Raw genomic sequence first — 14,707 nt, 5'->3', positions numbered from 1 at the left:
CCTTTCATTATTCTTAATTAACTGCCCATATTATAAGTAAGACATTTGATGAAGGGAGATTTGATAGTGAAACCAATGCTACCAACTTTACATAGTGAAATCCCTAAAGGTGCTGATTGGGTATATGAGACAAAATACGATGGATTCCGTGCCATTCTTACCATCACTAATCAAACTTTTGACATAATAAGCAGGAACGAAAAGCCTTTAAATCATACATTTCCAGAAATCTTAGCAGAAATCCAACAACTTCATCAAAAGTTAGAACCTTTTTTACCACTTACGCTTGATGGTGAAATTGTTTATCTGACTTCAAAACATTTTTCTGATTTTGAACAATTGCAGATTAGAGGGAGGTTAAAAAACAAAGAGAAAATAAGTGAGGCTGCAACCCAATTTCCTTGTAGATATTTAGCTTTTGATCTACTTGAATTTAACGGTAAATCTATACAAAATGAACCGTTAGTAACAAGAAAGGAGCAGCTTCAAAAGCTTTTCAAGGCATTGAACCTCAAACCGATCGTGGATCCCTCACTCTCCAATCTTTTACAGTATGTTCCATATACACCGCAATATACTGATTTATGGAAAGAAATGAGGCTTGATGATGGTGAAGGAATAATTGCAAAACAGTTAAAAAGCAAGTGGGAAAGTGGTGTCCGCACAAAACAATGGCTAAAGGTAAAAAATTATAAACATGCCAGTCTTTTTATTTCTGGTTATGATAAGCAAAATGGGTATTTTCATGTGGCTGTTTTAAAAAGTGAAGAAATTATTCAGGTTGGAGTTTTTTCTCACGGAATCTCTAGCGAAGAACGTGAAGCATTAATTAAGATTGTGAAGGAAAACAAACGCTCTGAAACACCAAGCTTTGTAGAGATTGATCCGGCTATTGTTGTTGAATTACAATTTTTATCTCTTTATAAGGAACAGTTGCGTGAGCCATCATTTAGTTCATTTCGATTTGATAAACACCCAGGAGAGTGCACATGGGATCAGCTTCTATTATCAACTGCACCTATTCATGAGGAAGTTATATTTACACACCCTGATAAACCACTTTGGGAAACAATGGACATAAAAAAAGAACAATTTTTAAGTTATCTTTATCAAATATCACCGCTTATGCTTCCTTTTTTAAAAAACCGTCTGTTAACCGTTATCCGCTTTCCACACGGGATGTTTGGTGAAGCTTTTTATCAAAAAAATCGACCAGATTATACGCCAAGCTTTATCAAAACAAAAAAGCATGAGGATATTGAATATATTATTTGCAATGATTTATCTACATTACTGTGGTTAGGCAATCAATTGGCATTTGAATATCATATCCCCTTTCAAACAATTGACACAGAATATCCAACAGAAATTGTATTTGATCTAGACCCACCTTCAAAGGAGTATTTTTCGCTTGCCATTAAAGCAGCAACAGAAATGAAAAAGATATTTGATCAATTTGGTTTAAAAACATTTCCTAAGCTTTCAGGTAACAAAGGATTACAAATTCATATCCCGCTATCAAAAAATTCGCTAAGTTATGATGAAACGAGAGTCTTTACTGCCTTCATTGCCGAGTTTTTAGTGACAAGCTTTCCAGATGATTTTACAATTGAACGCATGAAAAAAAATCGAGGTAATCGATTGTATGTCGATTATATTCAACACGCAGAGGGGAAAACAATTATTGCACCCTATTCCCTACGTGGCAAAAAAGAAGGAGCCTACATTGCCGCTCCATTAGATTGGTCAGAAGTAAACGACAGCCTTTCTGTAGATCAATTTACGATCGAAAATGTACTAAAGCGAGCTAATTCAATTGGATGTCCATTTCATGAATACTTTTCTTCCCCTCAAGATGAAACATTGCAAACATTAATAAAGGGTCTAACTCCAACTTAATTAGTTGGTTTTAGACCCTTAGTATCTATCGCTTTATTTTATAAATACGTGCTTCATGAGGCTGCATAATGAATGAAGCACCTAACTCCAGTTCATCAATATCATAGTTAGCTATGATTAATTCTTTTGTTGTAGCTTGATGTTCTTTTTGTAAAAAGTACTCTCGTGGTTCATTTGAGTGGTTCAATACGATAAGCCAGGTCGTTTCATTTAAGGTCCGAGTATAAACATACAGGTGTTCATCTCCTGCTGTTAAATCTGTGAAATCTCCATAGACCATTACATCATGCTTCTTCCTTAAAGTAATAAGCTTTTGATAGTAATAGAAAACTGAGTTTGGATCCTTTAAAGCTTCTTCTACATTTATATCTATATAATTAGGGTTTACTTTAATCCATGGAGTTCCATTTGTAAAACCAGCCTGATTTTGATTACTCCACTGCATAGGTGTTCTTGAATTGTCACGGCTTAATAGGAGAAGACTATCAAACACCTCTTTAGGATCTCTCCCTTTCCCCACTTCTTCTTTGTATTTATTTTTCATTGCAATATCATTATAATCATCTATTGAGTCAAAGCGTACACCTGTCATCCCAATCTCCTCACCTTGGTAAATATACGGAGTTCCCGGAAGTGTATGAATCATTGTCGCTAATAGTTTTGCTGATTCAATTCGGTATGCTGAGTCATTTCCATATCGAGTCACTTGTCTCGTATGATCGTGGTTATTTAAAAACTGAGAGTTCCAACCTTTACCCTTTAAACCTTGATACCAAAGGTTTTGAATTTCTTTAAATCTGAGCATATCCCATGTTGTCATTTCATCGGCTACTTGGAAATGAAACAAAGTGTTAAGCTCATTTCGATCTTCGCCAACATATAAAAGGCCTTCCTCTGGCGTAACAAATGGAATTTCCCCAACTGTCATACCACCATAATGCTGTAAAACCTCTCTGTTCATATCTTGAAGATATTCATGAATACCAGGATTATTTGCAAGATAGCTAATATTAGCCGGGTCTTCTGCATCTGGGAAGGCCTGTTGCTTAGCTAACAAATTAATGACGTCCATTCGAAATCCGTCAATTCCCATATCTAGCCAAAAACGCATCATCGTATAGATTTCTTGACGAAGCTCAGGATTTTGCCAATTTAAATCAGGCTGCTCTACTGCAAAAGAATGAAAATAATATTGTTTAGTTTTTTCATCATATTCCCATGCTGATGGTGCGAAGTAAGAACGCCAATTATTTGGTTCTTTCCCGTTCCTTGGATCTTGCCAAATATACCAATTACGCTTCGGATTATCTTTCGAAGATTTAGATTCGATAAACCAAGGATGTTGATCAGAAGTATGGTTAACAACTAAATCCATTATTACCTTCATTCCACGACTATGGATCTCACTTACTAATTTTTTAAAAATCTCCATATCACCAGCTTTATCCATAATTTCATAATAATTTGAAATATCATAACCATTATCACGATCTGGAGATTCATAAAATGGATTTAACCAAATGACATCAATTCCAAGCTTCTTAATATAATCTAACTTTTCAAGAACCCCTTGTAAATCACCATACCCATCACCATCAGAATCATAAAAGCTACGCCAATATACTTGATAGACAACCGCTTCTTTCCACCATGTTTTTTTAATCATTTTTTAAACCATCCTTACTAAAATATTTGTTAATAATAATGCAGATCATAAGAATGATCTGCATTGATAAAAATTATTTGCTTTTATAAATCCTTGCTTCATACGGACGTAATTTAAATGAAAGGATGTCTTCATTTTGAGGTACATCATAATTGCTAATCAAAAGTTCTGGAGCAGAGATTGTCACATTACCAGGTAGGCTAAATGGAGTTGCATCACCGCTAAAGTTCGTAATCACCAACAACTTTTCATTTTCGTATGAACGTGTATAGGCAAAAATTGATTCATGTTCTGGTAAAATAAGCTCGTAATCACCATAAACGATAATTGGGTGATTTTTTCTTAGCTGAATGATGTTCTTGTAGTAGTTAAAGATAGAATTTTGATCCGCAACAGCCTGTTTTGCATTTATTTCTTTGTAATTTGGATTTACCTTAATCCAAGGCTCACCACTCGTAAATCCTGCATTTTCACTATCATCCCATTGGAATGGTGTTCTTGCATTATCTCGACCTTTTACATATATCGATTCCATTACTTTTGCCGGATCTTCTTTGCCTTCAATAACTTTTTCTTTATACATATTAATAATTTCAATATCTTTATAGTCATCAATCGAATCAAAGCGAACATTCGTCATTCCAATTTCTTCACCTTGGTACACATATGGAGTACCTTGTAGCATATGAAGGAACGTAACAAGCATTTTTGCTGATTCAACACGGTATTCTTTATCATCCCCAAAGCGTGAAACCATTCGCGGCTGATCATGATTATTTAAGTATAAGCTGTTCCAGCCCACTCCATTTAATCCGGTTTGCCATTTTGAGATATTTTCCTTTAGATCAAGTAAATTAAGTTTCTTTAAATCCCATTTTCCTTTCGGTCCTGAATCAAGGTCCATATGTTCAAAAGTGAATACCATGTTTAATTCTTCGCGTTCATGACCAGTATAAAGCTTTGCGTCTTCAACAGAGGCCCCTGGCATTTCACCAACTGTGATGATGTCATATTTTGAAAGAACTTCCTTATTCATTTCATGCAAGAATTCATGAATACGCGGTCCATTCATAAAGTATTCTCCACCTGATGCATATTTCTTCCCTTCTGGGTTAGGTGCATCGGGTAACCCTGGTACCTTTGAAATGAAGTTGATAACATCCATTCGGAAGCCATCAATTCCTTTATCTAGCCACCATGTCATCATTTTGTATACTTCATCGCGAAGCTTTGGGTTCTCCCAGTTTAGATCAGGTTGCTTTTTGCTAAAAATATGTAAAAAATACTCATCTGTTGCTTCATCATATTGCCATGTAGAACCACTAAATGCCGATTCCCAGTTATTTGGTTCACGACCGTCTATACCAGGGCGCCAAATATAGTAGTCACGGTATTGATTATCCTTAGATTTTCTTGATTCAACAAACCATGCATGCTCATCAGAAGAATGATTAACAACTAAATCCATAATAAGCTTCATTCCGCGGTTATGAACTTCCTGTAATAGTTCTTCCCAATCCTTCATTGTACCGAACTCATCCATAATATCCTGATAGTCACTGATATCATAGCCATTATCATCATTTGGGGATTGATAAACAGGAGAAAGCCAGATTACATTAATTCCAAGATCCTTTAAGTAATCAAGCTTTTCTGTAATCCCCTTTAAATCACCAATCCCATCACCATTACTATCATTAAAGCTTCTAGGATAAATTTGATAAATAACACTTTCTTTCCACCATGTTTTGTTCATAACTGTACACTCCTTTGGGGACAGTCCCTAATTTACACTTTAGTCATCTCACTTTGACTTAAGGTACCTTTTTGGGGACTGTCCCCATTTGATTTATTCTCTTAATTTAAAATGGATTAATATGCATTTCTCGTTAATTCTAAGACTTTTGGGGACTGTCCCCATTTATTTTATCGAGCCTTTCATAACACCACTAATAATCCATTTTTGTGCAAAGATGTATACGATAATCATTGGTGCTAAGGCCATTAAATATGAAGCAAAGGCTAGGTTATAGTCTGTACTAAATTGTGATTGGAAAATGTATTGAACTAATGGCAATGTGGCCATGTCTCGATCACTCAGCATGACGAGTGGAAGCATAAAGTCATTCCAAGCACCTAAACATGTAATAATTGCGACAGTTGCATTCATAGGTGCTAATAATGGGAAAATGACTCTCCAGAATACCCCCCATGTGCTTGCACCATCAATAACAGCTGCTTCTTCTAACTCTTTAGGAATAGAGCGAATATACCCTACATAAATAAATGTATTAAATGATAGATTGAACACTACATATAGAATAATTAGACCAACAAGATTATCCATTCCCCAAGCTGCCGTTTGTTTTACAATTGGTAACATGATGATTGGGAAAGGAATAAACATAGCACTTACAAAATAATAAAATAAGAATTTATATGCCTTTTTATGCATATTACGAGCAATTGCATATGCCACTAATGAATTTGTAAGTACTGTAAAAATGACAACAAAGACAGTAACAAATACTGTGTTTCCAAGAGCACTAAAGAAATTTGTCATTTCAATTGCTTGTGTAAAGTTATCAAATGACCATGATTTCGGAAGGGCTAGTAAATTCCCTGCCATCTCTTGTGGTGTTTTAAAAGCAATAGTAATCGTTAAATACAAAGGTATTAAAATTAGTAAAGTCCCGACAATTAAGAGAGTGGTAACAGGCCAGTTTGTTTTTTTGTTGATCATTAGTTTTCCACCTCTCGTTTTTCTAAGAATTTAAGTTGAATAATTGAAATGACAACAATCACGATGAAGTAAATAACTGCATTTGCAGACTGATAAGCAAATTCTCCACCTTCAAAACCGCCACGATAAATTAATAGTGAGATTGATTCTGTTGATTTACCAGGTCCTCCTCCAGTAAGAGCAACGATTTGGTCAAATACCATTAAAAAGCCTTTCATCGCTAATACCATGTTAATAGTGAAGAAAGGGGCAATTAGTGGGAACGTGATCTTCCAGAACTTTGTCCAAACTCCAGCCCCATCTATACTTGCAGCTTCATAAATGTCTTCAGAGATTGTGACAAGTCCTGCTAAATAGAGAATAGTATTAAAGGCTACCGATTGCCAAACTGCTACAAGGACGATACCAAGCCATGCAAGCTTTGGGTCTCCTAATATATTTTTTGATAGGAATTCTATTCCAAGACTCTCTCCAATTCCAGGAAGAAAATGAGTAAAAATAAAGTTGAAAATAAATCCGACGATTAAAATACTTAATATATATGGAAGAAAATAAATTGCACGAAGTGTCTTTTGAAATTTAATCTTTCCATTTAGACCCATAGCTACAAGTAGGCTGAAAATATTAACCAAAATTGTAGAAATAATTGCGAATTTAAAGGTAAATCCATATGCATCTAAAGCCCGCTCATCCTTAAAAACATTTAAATAATTTTTTATACCAACAAAACTCCAATCCCCATATCCTTTCCAATCTGTAAAACTGTAGAAAATCCCTTGGAGAGTGGGATACGTATGGAAGATGAAGAAAAGGATAAACGCAGGTATTGCTATAAGCATATATACGGAATTTTTCTTTTTCATTTTTTACCTCTCCTTTTGAGCATGTAAATCACATCTATTGCCCTTTTAATGCTCTGTTATGCATAAGACGCTTCTTAATAAAAGGTAATTCTTTTACCGTTTAAACCTTTAATTAAGGAGTGGCTTATACATCAAAGAACTAGGCTATATTGTGATTACTAAGACTTTAATTAGGAAGGGGCACCACAGTAGATGCCCTTTCCATCAACTATTTTTAACGATTTTGTACTTTTTCCCATTCACTATCAAGCTTTTTCAAGAATGGTTCTTTTTTCTTTTCAATTAAGAATTCTTGAACAAGATTTTCAGCACCCATACCTGCTGGATAGTAATGATCTGGGAAGCTTGTAATAGCTCCGGTTTCAAAGTTTGTTTTAATACCTTCAAATACAGGATCTTCTTGGAATACTTCTTCAATAGCTGAGAATGCTTTTTGTTCGTCAATATAACGTTTTGACGTGTCTTTATTCATCATAAATTCAATAAATTTCATTGCTTCCTCTTTATGATCTGTTTCTTCACTCATAGTTAGTAATACATCTACACCAGAAACAAGTTTATTTTGAGCAGGATCATTCGTTACAGGCATAGCGAAAGTTCCAAGTTCAATATCTGGACTAGCTTTAACAATTTCAGGAATTGCCCAGTTTCCTTGGATATACATAACACCCTTTCCACTAGCAAATGCATTATTACCATCCCCATATGCTACACCCATATTGTCTTTATGACCGTATTCTGTAAGGGTTAGCATTTTGTCTGCTACTTCGTCATAGCTTTTAACAAACGTTGTATCACCAGCAGTTTTCTTTTCAGCAAAATCTTCACCGGCAATATTTGCACCAAGTGAATTCCAAGAAATCATTCCAGTCCAAGCATCTTTTAAGGTAAAGTAAATTGGAATCTCTCCAGCTGCTTTAGCTTTGTCTAATATTGCAATAAACTCGTCCCAAGTCTTAGGAACCTCCAAACCTAATTCTTCAAACTTTTGCTTGTTGTAAATAACTGTATTGGCATTAGTTGCATATGGAAGTCCGAATACACCTTCTTCTTCAGTACCAACTAAGCGGCCAATCATATCAACATACGAAGGTTGAATTGATTTTAGTAATTCTGAGTCTGTGAAGTCATGCAATACTCCAGCACGACCTAATTCGCCATATGTGGCATTACCACCAATTGACATGATGTCTGGCAGGTCGTTTTTCGTTAAGCGAGTCTTCAATACTGTTTCTGCCTCTGGAGGTGCATCAAGTTTAATTTTAATATCAGGGTTTTGTTCCTCAAATTCTGCAATAATTCCCTTGTAGGTATCAATACTTTCGGCTTTGTTTGAGAAAAGTTCTAATGTTACTTTTCCATCTTCAGCACCGCCACCTTCATTACCACCACATCCGGCTAGAATGGTAGTTCCTAATGCAAGGCTAAGGATACTTGCTGTTACTTTTTTCAACATTGCGATTCCCCCTAAAATTGGTATTTAATTATTTGTTAGTTATGTTGCGTAAACATTTACGGTTTTAATCATTTTATAAATATTTTAAAGCATTAAGGTAAACGTTTACTCATTGTATTAAAAAAATTCTTACTTACATTCATTCTTAGTTTTTTATAATATATCAGTAAACGTTTACGTAATCGTTCAAAAAAAATTATACCTCCTTATCTCTTACACTTTTCCTCTCAACAATTTTATGTGGCATTATTCTACTTTCGATTAATTTATCAGAATTCAACATCTCAAATAGCATATTAGCAGCCATTTCTCCCATTTCTGTGAGTGGCTGTGCAACAGTTGTTAAAGGGGGTACTGACATTTCAGCAATACTTAAATTATCATAACCAATTATCGATAATTCGTCTGGTACCTTTATTCCTAGTTGATATGCTGAAGAAATTGCTCCAATTGCTAATTCATCACTTGCAGCAAAAACAGCCGTTAGATCAGGAGCCTGTTTCAATAAGGTCTTTAAACTATCCATTCCATCGTAAAAGCTAAATCCTCTATTATATATGATTTTCTTTTCATCTATTGGTAGGTTATGATCTTGAAGTGCACTTATATAACCATCTATCCTTGGTTTTCCTGAAATAATATCATCTTTATTCCCACTAATCATTCCTATTTTTTCGTGGCCTTTATTTATTAAAAATTGTGTAGCTGTATAGGCTGCATGTCTGTCATTAACCTTTACATACGGAACGGGATGCGCATAAGTTTCTGTCGATAATAGGACCATCGGGACATTCATTTTCTTAATATATTGATAATATTCTTCTAGTAATGGTGCACTAGTGAAAATAATGCCATCAATACGTTTTTCATTTAACAACTGGAGGTACTTCATTGTTTTCTCACCATTTGATTCTGTATGGCAAACAATGACACTTGACCCTGCATCATGTGTAGCTTTTTCTATTCCACTTAACAGGTCTGTTACTAACGTACTTGATAACTTTGGAAACAGCACCCCAATTGTATGTGTCCGTTTATTGATTAAGCCTCTTGCTACAGCATTTGGCTCATAGCCCAATTCCTCAATAGCTTCGAGGACTTTCTTTTTCGTTTTTTCTGAATAACCAGTTTGGTTATTAATAATTCTTGATACCGTTGCAATGGATACATTTGCTAGCTTTGCAACATCCTTAATAGTAAAAGTCATGAGTTACCTACTTTCTAACTTAGGAAAACGTTTACGTTGATATATTATCATTCAAAGAAAACCTTTTCAACACTTTTTTTTCATTTTGTGGACTATTTCTCAAACTTTCGTCCTACCCTTCACATTATTACAACGAAAAAAAGAGTGACCCAATATGAGTCACCTAATAAAAATTTTAATCTTTTCTAATGCTATTCTATCTAAATAGCAAATGCTGACTATGTACGCCTGCTTTTTTTAATAGCGCTTTCAATTCTTCCTGCTCTTCTGCAGAGAGACCAGAAAATGCACGGGCTATGCGAATAGCATGTATTGGATATATTTCATCCAAGTATTTCTGTCCTTTATCTGTTAATTTCGCATAAACAGAGCGTTTATCCTTAGGATCTTGCTCCCGGTAAATAAATTCATTCTTTTCAAGCTTATCAATGACATACGTTACATTTCCACTAACTAATAATAATCTCGACCCAATCTGCTGTAACTTTTGTGGTCCCCTTGTAAAAAGCAATTCCAATACAGCGAATTCCGTTGGGTTAAATCCGTGTTCCTTGCTATCACGAATTGAATGCTCTGAAACACTTTTGAAAGCCCTTGCAAAAATTCGAAACAAATCTAATGCACTCTGTAACTCTTCTTCCGTGTATGATCTCATCCCATCGCCCTCTTATATTCAAAATTAACCATAAATAAGCTTTTCCTTCATTAAAAACATAAAAATTATATAGTGGAATCTTAATTTTACTATGATTTTAATAATATTTGAAGGTTTTTACCAATAATAACTTGAAAATAAATAAATACTATAAAGTATTGTTCTAGTATTTGGAGGTTTTACATGGAGATTGCCATTAAGGAGTTGTTAAATACGCTTGAAAAGCAAGAAAATATTACGATTCTTTTTGCATGTGAATCAGGTAGTCGTGCTTGGGGCACCGATTCTGCTAGTAGTGATTATGATGTGCGTTTTATCTATATCCAAGAGGTAGATTGGTACTTACAACTATTTGAAGGTCGTGATGTAATCGAAATTTCACCAAATGATAAAGTAGAGATGGTTGGTTGGGATCTAAAAAAAGCACTAAAACTTTTGCAAAAGTCAAATCCAACATTACTTGAATGGATCCATTCACCAATTATCTATTTATGCGAATCAGCCTTCACAGCTAAACTTAAAACACTATCACAATTAGCTTTTTCGTCAATACCAACCATTCATCATTATTTAAATATGGCGAGGAAAAATTATCAATCTTTACCAAAGGAAAAGAGAACTACAACAAAAAGATATTTAAATATTTTAAGACCATTACTGTCATGTTTATGGATTTTAGACAATCAAGAAATGCCAAAAAATGATATTACTTTACTCTCTCACCAGTATATGAATGATCCAAAACTAGATCAACAAATTGACCTATTACTACAATCAAAACAAAATGGTCAAGAATATTTTGAGTCTATGCATCTAAATAAATATTTTGAAGAAACATTCTCGGTTATTGAAGAAAGGATTAAAAATGTCCAAAAAGTTAACCTGATGCCAATAAACACATTAAATGATTTTTTTTTAGAGATTGTAAAAAAAGGTAACTCTTAAATCAAATATTAAGAAGCACATGAATAAACACTGTAAGTGTTAACCTCTTCTTAATGTCACTTTCAACAATACTTAAATCGTCCGATTTCTTTTTACTTGTGGATCATTATGATAAAAATAATTGTACTCATTCTTTAATTCAGTAAGGGTCATCTTCCTCAGGACTTGTGTATTGTATACTCCAATGGCGAGTAATTTTTGAGAGTAATAATTTCTTTGTTCCTCAAGTGCATTTTGAAGCATTTTACTCATGACGCTCATCTCCATATAATAATTTTGCTACTTTTAACTTACCTTAAAATTGTTATAGGACGATTAACATAATGTTAAGATTTTCTTTAGAGTTATTAAATTTGTATAAATTTGTTTAAAGTGTAGAAATCATGTCGAGAATAGTTTCAACTTATGAAGGAGTTGAAACTATTGACTTTACGAGTAGTAGCCAAAGAGGATTACGAAAATAAAACGAAGGTTTTTTATTTAAATTCTGCGGAACCTAAGTCCCAACAGTTATACATGGCAATAATCAATGGGTCAGAAATTGTTACTTTAACAATTTACAACGTAAAATCAAACCAATTCGAAGAAGTTACTGCACTTTTCCAGCCTTCTTTTTTAAATAACCTTTCCCAGCAACTTTTAAACCAGCTTATATATTACAATCAAGCAAAAGCATTATAGTTCATTAACGCACAAACACATTTTTTCTCCTTTCTCCATCTTCCTTCTTACTAAAAACAAAACCTAAGCAAGGGATGATTACTTTTCTTTATTGAAATTTATCCCTTTATAAGTTAAATTCTCACTGTGACGAAACCTTACATGCTTTTTACACGATATATTTCTTTGTTAGATTTTCTAACAATATAAATGTCATATCTTACATCAAAGGTTATACTTGTAAAAAGAAGTATCTCTTACGAGGGGTGGAGGAATGAATCAGCAAGACCGCTCATACAAGGATAAGAAGGTAATCTCGATTGGGACAGTAAGTGAATTAACCGGATTAACCTTAAGACAAATTCGATATTACGAAGAAAGAAAATTAATTGCTCCATATCGGAATGATAGAGGCACAAGAAAATATTCATTCAATGATATTGAGACATTAATGGACATTGCAGATAAACGAGAGGACGGTGTTCAAACAACTGAGATATTAAAAGAAATGAGATTAAAAGAAAAACAACGTGAAAGTGAAGCTGAAGTTAAGAAAAAAATGCTTCAAGGTCAGTTAAATGCACAATTTAGATATGGTCGTGGTAGAAATTAAGCTCAATACGCACTGCAGCATCCCAAATATTTTGCTGCAGTGTTGACTTCTATCTCTTATTTTTCACTCCCTATTAATCTTCTATAAAGACAACCCTCTTTAATCTTATTTGTAGTACTAATTAACCTGGGAAAGTCACCTCAATATTTTTAATAGGCTCTTTTCTAAAAGATTGTTGTTTTTGAACAAAACTGATTAGGTTGATTGGTGCGGAAGGTGCGAGACTCCTGTGGGAGTAGCGGGACAGATGAGACCCCGCAGGCGCTTCGCGCTGAGGAGGCTCATCGCCCGCCCCACGGAAAGCGAGCATCCTGGAGCGCCAATCAACCAACCCAATACTATTTTAAAAAGCAACAAAGTTTGCGAAAACAACCTTTTAAAGAGAACACTCCCCTTCTATATTTTTTCATGTTCGGAAATCCTATTAACACTAAATATAAACGAATCTTTTACCACTATTCCAATTTATAGTATTTCTTTATTGATTTTTAAAAAAATCAGAAAAAATACACCCAAACACTTTACAATAGGATAAAATATCCGATAATAGAATTACTAGGACTTTTCCACCTAGTAAAGCTAAGTGCGAGGTGGTCATTATGATTTCGATTGATTCTGTAATCGAAGAATACCGAAAAAAAATGTTAATTACCGCAAAAGAAAATGGGATAGACTCGCATCTAACATTAATTGCAAGCCAAAACCTAGACCAACTATTAAATATAAAAATGAATAAAAAATCAGTAAAGCTTACAAAAAAAAGATTAAATAATTTTTTATTACATCAATAAGTAACTTATTGATGTATTTTTTTGTAAAATCAAATTAATAACACCACATTTATAAGGATGTGAACTAGTATGACATCACAAATTATTTGGCTAAGCAAAGGAACACCAAAAACTTTATCACATAAAGGCATCGAATTCCGTTCTGGAATTTCTAAAGATCCGGTTGAAAGTTTAGAGGTAACTTTTGAACGTATTACCGGTGATGATGTTGAAAACCATGAATTTCATGGTGGATCTGAAAGAGTCATATGTGTATATCCATATGAACACTACGCATTTTGGGAAAAAACATATGGTACAACATTACCAAAAGCAGCTTTTGGTGAAAATCTGACTTTAACAAATATGCAGGAAACCGAAGTTTGTATTGGTGATATTTTTCAGATTGGAGATGCTGTTTTACAGATCTCACAAGGTAGATTTCCATGCTCAACGATTAATAAACATACAAACATCAATACATTGTTAAATAAGATAGTTGAAAAAGGCTACACCGGATATTTCTTTCGTGTATTAAAAGAAGGAATCATAACATCTCATTCGGATATCAAAATTCTTGAAAAACATACTAAACAGATCTCCATTGCAACCATTCACAATACATATTTTCATAATAAAAAAGATCTTTCGCAAATCGAATACATACTTTCACTTGATGAACTATCTTCTGAATGGAAAAATCGGATGATAAAGCTTTATGATCAATTGAAAGCTTAATAAAGCGCAAGTCCCTTGATCAGCCTCGGGCCAATAAGACGCAATGAATAGAAGACGTTCTTTGACTTCAATTCATTTGTGGCTTATACCCAATAGGGTCTAGTCGCTAGAGCCAGACACCAAAACTAAGTACAAAATTTTATACTTTTCTTAGCTGGAATTAATTAAAAAGCTTCCTTCTTCATTTAGAAGAGTCTACTAGTCTAATAGGATCAATATCATCCTTTTTCAAAATATTACGTTGACTAGTCACTTATTTATGATATAGTTAAAAATGATTTTAATAGTATTACCATTTTCTACTAGGGGAGTCCATTAGCCTGGACTGAGAGAGGAACGCGATTGAAGTTCTTTGACCCTTCGAACCTGATCTGGATGATACCAGCGTAGGGAAGTAGTAAGAGTTGATAAGGGGCTACTAGCGTATCTTTCCCCTTACAATTATTACTTACACCGATCGGGTTCTGAATTTCAGAACCCGTTTTTTATTTG

14 protein-coding genes and 1 riboswitch are annotated in these 14,707 nt (G+C 34.1%); of the genes, 6 read left to right on the top strand and 8 right to left on the bottom strand.

The genetic code is table 11. The features are described from left to right. The first annotated feature begins 75 nt into the window (after window positions 1-75). Entirely contained in the window at window positions 76-1,899 is a 1,824-nt protein-coding gene (locus HUW50_RS17955) for a DNA ligase D (protein WP_232329024.1), read from the top strand. Between the two features lie 25 nt (window positions 1,900-1,924). Here HUW50_RS17955 and HUW50_RS17950 read toward each other — a convergent pair whose 3' ends face one another. From HUW50_RS17950 to HUW50_RS17920, 7 genes are all read right to left on the bottom strand, one after another. Beyond that, window positions 1,925-3,562 (bottom strand): glycoside hydrolase family 13 protein, encoded by a 1,638-nt coding sequence (locus HUW50_RS17950; RefSeq protein WP_066331652.1) that lies wholly within the window; start codon window positions 3,560-3,562, stop codon window positions 1,925-1,927. Window positions 3,563-3,638: 76 nt separating this feature from the next. Beyond that, complete coding sequence (locus tag HUW50_RS17945) at window positions 3,639-5,321, bottom strand: glycoside hydrolase family 13 protein (RefSeq protein ID WP_185653083.1); 1,683 nt, start codon at window positions 5,319-5,321, stop codon at window positions 3,639-3,641. Window positions 5,322-5,486: 165 nt separating this feature from the next. Continuing rightward, the gene (locus tag HUW50_RS17940) at window positions 5,487-6,305 is read right to left on the bottom strand and encodes a carbohydrate ABC transporter permease (protein ID WP_066331654.1); all 819 of its coding nucleotides are present in this window, start codon (window positions 6,303-6,305) and stop codon (window positions 5,487-5,489) included. Window positions 6,306-6,307: 2 nt separating this feature from the next. After that, the gene (locus tag HUW50_RS17935; protein WP_066331148.1) at window positions 6,308-7,171 is read right to left on the bottom strand and encodes a carbohydrate ABC transporter permease; all 864 of its coding nucleotides are present in this window, start codon (window positions 7,169-7,171) and stop codon (window positions 6,308-6,310) included. Window positions 7,172-7,385: 214 nt separating this feature from the next. After that, on the bottom strand, window positions 7,386-8,627 hold the full coding sequence (locus tag HUW50_RS17930; RefSeq protein ID WP_066331157.1) for an ABC transporter substrate-binding protein: 1,242 nt from the start codon (window positions 8,625-8,627) through the stop codon (window positions 7,386-7,388). 196 nt (window positions 8,628-8,823) lie between these two features. Then, on the bottom strand, window positions 8,824-9,834 hold the full coding sequence (locus HUW50_RS17925) for a LacI family DNA-binding transcriptional regulator (protein ID WP_066331160.1): 1,011 nt from the start codon (window positions 9,832-9,834) through the stop codon (window positions 8,824-8,826). Window positions 9,835-10,030: 196 nt separating this feature from the next. Then, window positions 10,031-10,489, bottom strand: a complete 459-nt coding sequence (locus HUW50_RS17920; protein ID WP_066331163.1) for a MarR family winged helix-turn-helix transcriptional regulator — start codon at window positions 10,487-10,489, stop codon at window positions 10,031-10,033. 183 nt (window positions 10,490-10,672) lie between these two features. Here HUW50_RS17920 and HUW50_RS17915 point away from each other — a divergent pair, with 183 nt between their 5' ends. Further along, the gene (locus HUW50_RS17915; protein WP_066331166.1) at window positions 10,673-11,434 is read left to right on the top strand and encodes a nucleotidyltransferase domain-containing protein; all 762 of its coding nucleotides are present in this window, start codon (window positions 10,673-10,675) and stop codon (window positions 11,432-11,434) included. A 72-nt stretch (window positions 11,435-11,506) separates the two neighbouring features. Here the strand turns inward: HUW50_RS17915 and fbpA are convergent, their stop codons facing one another. Continuing rightward, window positions 11,507-11,686 carry a Fur-regulated basic protein FbpA gene (gene fbpA, locus HUW50_RS17910; RefSeq protein ID WP_066331169.1) on the bottom strand — a complete coding sequence of 60 codons (180 nt, stop codon included), beginning with the start codon at window positions 11,684-11,686 and terminating at the stop codon, window positions 11,507-11,509. Window positions 11,687-11,857: 171 nt separating this feature from the next. Between fbpA and HUW50_RS17905 the strand changes: the two genes are divergently transcribed. The 4 genes from HUW50_RS17905 to HUW50_RS17890 all read left to right on the top strand — a co-directional run bounded on the left by HUW50_RS17905 (window position 11,858) and on the right by HUW50_RS17890 (window position 14,215). Next, complete coding sequence (locus HUW50_RS17905; protein ID WP_066331170.1) at window positions 11,858-12,115, top strand: hypothetical protein; 258 nt, start codon at window positions 11,858-11,860, stop codon at window positions 12,113-12,115. Between the two features lie 253 nt (window positions 12,116-12,368). Beyond that, the gene (locus HUW50_RS17900; protein ID WP_066331172.1) at window positions 12,369-12,707 is read left to right on the top strand and encodes a MerR family transcriptional regulator; all 339 of its coding nucleotides are present in this window, start codon (window positions 12,369-12,371) and stop codon (window positions 12,705-12,707) included. Window positions 12,708-13,306: 599 nt separating this feature from the next. Next, entirely contained in the window at window positions 13,307-13,498 is a 192-nt protein-coding gene (locus tag HUW50_RS17895) for an aspartyl-phosphate phosphatase Spo0E family protein (RefSeq protein WP_066331175.1), read from the top strand. A gap of 69 nt (window positions 13,499-13,567) precedes the next feature. Then, the gene (locus HUW50_RS17890; RefSeq protein WP_066331178.1) at window positions 13,568-14,215 is read left to right on the top strand and encodes an MOSC domain-containing protein; all 648 of its coding nucleotides are present in this window, start codon (window positions 13,568-13,570) and stop codon (window positions 14,213-14,215) included. Window positions 14,216-14,509: 294 nt separating this feature from the next. Next, window positions 14,510-14,625: riboswitch (TPP riboswitch) on the top strand. Window positions 14,626-14,707 lie beyond the last annotated feature (82 nt).

Origin of the sequence: Metabacillus sp. KUDC1714, assembly GCF_014217835.1 — a bacterium.
Lineage (GTDB): Bacteria > Bacillota > Bacilli > Bacillales > Bacillaceae > Metabacillus > Metabacillus rhizosphaerae.
This window is presented reverse-complemented; position numbering and strand designations above follow the sequence as displayed.

Coding starts and splice junctions, on each gene's coding strand:
- HUW50_RS17955 (WP_232329024.1), top strand. CDS start 76: ATGCTACCAACTTTACATAGTGAAATCCCTAAAGGTGCTGATTGGGTA.
- HUW50_RS17945 (WP_185653083.1), bottom strand. CDS start 5,321: ATGAACAAAACATGGTGGAAAGAAAGTGTTATTTATCAAATTTATCCT.
- HUW50_RS17935 (WP_066331148.1), bottom strand. CDS start 7,171: ATGAAAAAGAAAAATTCCGTATATATGCTTATAGCAATACCTGCGTTT.
- HUW50_RS17930 (WP_066331157.1), bottom strand. CDS start 8,627: ATGTTGAAAAAAGTAACAGCAAGTATCCTTAGCCTTGCATTAGGAACT.
- HUW50_RS17925 (WP_066331160.1), bottom strand. CDS start 9,834: ATGACTTTTACTATTAAGGATGTTGCAAAGCTAGCAAATGTATCCATT.
- HUW50_RS17920 (WP_066331163.1), bottom strand. CDS start 10,489: ATGAGATCATACACGGAAGAAGAGTTACAGAGTGCATTAGATTTGTTT.
- HUW50_RS17915 (WP_066331166.1), top strand. CDS start 10,673: ATGGAGATTGCCATTAAGGAGTTGTTAAATACGCTTGAAAAGCAAGAA.
- fbpA (WP_066331169.1), bottom strand. CDS start 11,686: ATGAGTAAAATGCTTCAAAATGCACTTGAGGAACAAAGAAATTATTAC.
- HUW50_RS17900 (WP_066331172.1), top strand. CDS start 12,369: ATGAATCAGCAAGACCGCTCATACAAGGATAAGAAGGTAATCTCGATT.
- HUW50_RS17895 (WP_066331175.1), top strand. CDS start 13,307: ATGATTTCGATTGATTCTGTAATCGAAGAATACCGAAAAAAAATGTTA.
- HUW50_RS17890 (WP_066331178.1), top strand. CDS start 13,568: ATGACATCACAAATTATTTGGCTAAGCAAAGGAACACCAAAAACTTTA.